This window comes from Dietzia cinnamea NBRC 102147, from assembly GCF_001571065.1.
GTDB classification, from domain to species: Bacteria; Actinomycetota; Actinomycetes; order Mycobacteriales; family Mycobacteriaceae; genus Dietzia; species Dietzia cinnamea.
Genome location: NZ_BCSW01000101.1, coordinates 1 through 4,046 on the forward strand (window position 1 = coordinate 1; position 4,046 = coordinate 4,046).

A 4,046-nucleotide genomic window follows, 5' to 3' on the forward strand; every position below is an offset into this window, starting at 1 on the left:
CCGCTTATCGCGCTCTGCCGGGCAGAATGCCTCGCGCCCGGGCACCGGCCTGGCCTCGTCGTCGTCGCCCCCGTACGGCTCATCGGCGAGCGCGTCCTGCCGGGGATCCGGTGAGGGGGCCGCCGCGCCCGTAGTCTCGGCTGATGAGCTCCGAGACCGCCCGCCCCCGCAACGCCCGTCCCCGCACCGCCCGCTACTGGGCAATGCCCGCCGCCCTCGGGGCGATGGGGGTCCTGCACTTCGTCAATCCCCGGCCGTTCGACGGTCTCATCCCGCCCGAGCTGCCCGGCAGCCGCCGCGCGTGGACCTATGGGTCGGGCGTCGCGGAGCTCGCGGTCGCCGGGCTGTTGGCCGCGCCCCGCACACGGAGGCTGGGTGGTGCTGCCGCCACCGCGCTGTTCCTCGGCGTGTTCCCCGGCAACCTGCAGATGGTCCGCGCGTGGCGCCGCAAGCCGGTCTGGCCGTACCAGGTGATCGCGTGGGGCCGACTGCCGCTGCAGGTGCCGATGATCGTCGCCGCCGACCGCATCCGCCGAGGCGCCTGACCTGGGGCGCCTGACGCGCCTTACGCGCCGCCGTCCTGCCAGGCGGCCCGGTCCTCCCACGCACCGAGGCGCGCGAGGGCGTCCCGCTTGACGTCCGCCGGCGCGAACGACGACTCGATCGACGTACGCGCCACCTCCACGAGCTGCGCCTCGGGCACGCCCATCCGCTCGTGTGCGGACACGTACTCGTCGACCACGTCCGCGCCGAACAGCAGGGGGTCGTCGGCGCCGATCGAGCACCGCACGCCGGCGGCCAGGAGCGCGGGCAGGGGATGGCTCTCGAGCGAGGGACTCACGCCCAGCACGACGTTGGAGGTGGGGCACACGTCGAGGCACGTCCCCCGCTCGGCGAGCAGCTCGAGCACGCCCGGATCCTCCACGGCGCGCACCCCGTGCTGGATGCGGTCCGCCCCCAGTTCGACGGCGGAGCGGACCTCCTCCGGCCCGCCCAGTTCGCCCGCGTGGGGCACCACCCCGAGTCCGGCGTCGCGGGCGATCGCGAACGCTTCCGCCGCGGCGGCCACGGGACTGTCACGCTCGTCGGCGACCAGACCCACCGCCACGACGCCGCGGTCGGCGAACCGCGCGGCCAGCCGTGCCGCCTCGAGCGCGTGCTCGGGCCCCGCGCCGCGGTCGATGCTCACGATCGCGCCGGCCCACACCCCGTGCCTGCGTGACGCCTCGGCCATGACCGGCAGCTGGAACTCGAGCGCCTCCTCGGCGGAGCCGAACGCCACCGCCTTCTCGGGGATCGACGCGAACTCGAGCGCCACCACCCCCTGCGCGGCGGCGTCGGCGATCACCTCGTCCAGGAGCTGCTCGACTCGCTCCGGCGTGTGCAGGAGGTCGATGAGCAGGCCGTACGCGTCGAGGAACCGCGTGAAGTCCGGGTAGTCGACGAGCGGCGGCACCTCGAGGCCGTCCTCCGCGCACCACTGCCGCAGCGTCGCCTCCCGCATGGCCGCCTCGAGGTGGACGTGCAGGTGCGCCTTCGGCAGCGCGGTCAGGCTCCGGCGATTGGCATCGGCGCGGTGGGCGGTGTCGGCGCGGCGTGCGGTTTCGGTCATTCGTCGGCCTTGACCTCGCGGGCATCGTCGGCGATGTGCTGGTGCGTCATCGGGTCGGAGCCGTCCCAGGCGGTGACGTTTCGGGCCCGTGGCAGGTCGTCGCGGTGGAACACCGGGTTGTGTCCCTTCGTCTTCTGCTGCAGGTAGTGCCGCAGCAGCGCCACGGCGAGTCCGCCGAGCGGCAGGATCGCGATGAGGTTGATGGTGGCCATGAAGCCCATGAACAGGTCGGCAAGGCCCCACACCAGGTCCACCGAGCCGAGCGCGCCGCCGAACACCGCGAGCAGGACCAGCGCGCGGAAGACGTTGATCGACCGCGGGCTGTCGCGCAGGAAGTTGATGTTGGCCTCGCCGTAGTACGAGTTGCCGAGGATCGAGGAGAAGGCGAGGAAGAAGATGACCACCATGAGGAACGGCACGCCCCACTCGCCGACCTGCGACGCGAGCGAGTCCTGCGTGAGCGTGATGCCCTCTCTGTCTCCGCCGAACTCGGGGTCCGCTAGCAGAATGATGAACGCCGTGGCCGAGCAGACGACGAGGGTGTCGAAGTACACGCCGAGCGACTGGACGAGGCCCTGCTTGACGGGGTGGGAGACCGAGGCGGTCGCCGCGGCGTTGGGGACGGAACCCATGCCGGCCTCGTTGGAGAAGAGGCCGCGGCGCATGCCCTGCATGATCGCCGCGCCGATGGTGGCGCCGGCGATCTCGCGGAACCCGAGGGCGTGGCCGACGATGAGGCCGATCATGTCGGGGACCTCGGTTATGTTGATGGCGACGACGATGAGGGCGACGACGACGTAGGCCGCGGCCATGACCGGGACCAGGATCTCGGTGACAGCGGACAGGCGGCGTACGCCACCGAAGATGACGAGGCCCGTCACGAGCGCCAGCCCCAGGCCGATGGCGATTCCGGCTCCGGTGCCCTGGAGGTCGAACTGGTTGCGGACGGATTCGGAGATCGAGTTGGCCTGGACGGCGTTGAACACGAAGCCGTAGGTGACGGTGATGATCACCGCGAACGCCACGGCCACCGGCTTCCAGCCCAGCCCGTCGCGGATGTAGTACGCCGGTCCGCCGACGTACGAGTCCCTGCCCTTGACCTTGTACAGCTGCGCGAGCGTCGACTCGATGAAGGCCGTCGCGCCACCGATGATGGCGAGGAGCCACATCCAGAAAACCGCCCCGGGCCCGCCGACGGTGATGGCGATGGCCACGCCCGCGACGTTGCCGGTGCCGACCCGGGATGCCGCCGAGATGGTGAAGGCGCGGAAGGCGGAGATGCCCTTCTTGTCCGGTTCGATGTCGGAGGGTTTCTCGGTGATGGTCCGGAGCATCTCCGGGAAGAGCCGGATCTGGACGATCAACGTGGTCACTGAGAAGTACAGCCCGGCGATCACCAGGAGTGCGATGACGCCGTACCAGTAGACGTCGTTGATGCCCGCGACGAGCTCGGTGAGTTGGGTCACGGGTGGTGACACTAGTAACGGGGAGGCGGCTGCGCCACTGAACCTCCGCCACCGGACACCCGCGCCCAGACCTCCTAGTCTGGAAGAGTGACTGATGCGGGACCGAGACATACACGCGCCGGCACTGCGACGCTGGAGCCGACCGCCCCCGATGTCGCCCTGCTCTTCGAGGGCGGTGGTATGCGGGCGGTGCACACCGCGGGCGTTGTCGAGACGTTGATCGAGGCGGGGATCCACACCGGTCTGGTCGCCGGAATCTCGGCCGGGGCGTCTCACCTCGCTAACTACGTCTCCCGCGACGCGGTACGCGCCCGGAAGAGTTTCGTGGAGATGGCCGCGGACCCGAACTTCGGGGACTTGCGTAGTTTCGCGCGCGGCAAGGGGCTGTTCAACGCCGAGTACATCTACGAGCAGGCCGGCCTGCCGGATCAGGTGTTGCCGTACGACTTCGAGACGTTCGAGGCCAGCGGGACCGCCGCGCGGATCGGGACGTTCCGCTGCTCGGATGGCGAGACGGTCTTCTGGACCGAGGACGACGTCGAGTCGATGGCCGACCTCATGCGGATGGTTCGGTCCTCGTCGACCATGCCGGTGTGGATGCCGCCCGTGCTCATCGACGGCGAGTACTACGTCGACGGGGCCCTGGGCCATGACGGTGGGATCCCGTTGTCGGCGGCGCGCGAGGCGGGGTTCGAGAAGTTCCTCATCGTGCTCACGCAGCCGGAGGGGTACCGGAAGATCCCGCCCCGTCGACTGACGCCGTTCTATCGCTCGTACTTCCGCCGCTTCCCGGCGGTGGGGGAGGCGCTCCTGCACCGCTGGGCGCTGTACAACGAGACGCTCGACGAGATCGAGGAGCTGGAGAAGTCGGGCGACGCGCTGGTCTTCCGACCGGAGCGGGTGACGATCAGGAGCTACGAGCGCCGGGTCGACCGGCTCGCGGAGGCGTACGTCTCGGGACGCGAGCA

General features: G+C 70.4%; 4 protein-coding genes. 2 read left to right on the forward strand and 2 right to left on the reverse strand.

The window, feature by feature from the left end; all coding sequences use genetic code 11:
* Positions 1 to 143 precede the first annotated feature (143 nt).
* Positions 144 to 545, forward strand: coding sequence for a DoxX family protein (locus DCI01S_RS16040; RefSeq protein WP_174521566.1), 402 nt, complete (start codon positions 144 to 146; stop codon positions 543 to 545).
* A gap of 20 nt (positions 546 to 565) precedes the next feature.
* Here DCI01S_RS16040 and add read toward each other — a convergent pair whose 3' ends face one another.
* Both add and DCI01S_RS16050 read right to left on the reverse strand, forming a co-directional pair.
* Complete coding sequence (gene add, locus DCI01S_RS16045; protein ID WP_082767890.1) at positions 566 to 1,612, reverse strand: adenosine deaminase; 1,047 nt, start codon at positions 1,610 to 1,612, stop codon at positions 566 to 568.
* A complete protein-coding gene (locus DCI01S_RS16050; protein WP_061230145.1) occupies positions 1,609 to 3,078 on the reverse strand; it encodes an alanine/glycine:cation symporter family protein in 1,470 nt (489 codons plus the stop codon). The genes add and DCI01S_RS16050 overlap by 4 nt, the downstream gene beginning before the upstream one ends.
* A gap of 87 nt (positions 3,079 to 3,165) precedes the next feature.
* Between DCI01S_RS16050 and DCI01S_RS16055 the strand changes: the two genes are divergently transcribed.
* Positions 3,166 to 4,046: patatin-like phospholipase family protein (locus DCI01S_RS16055; protein WP_244881770.1), on the forward strand; the 881-nt coding region annotated here is incomplete at its 3' end.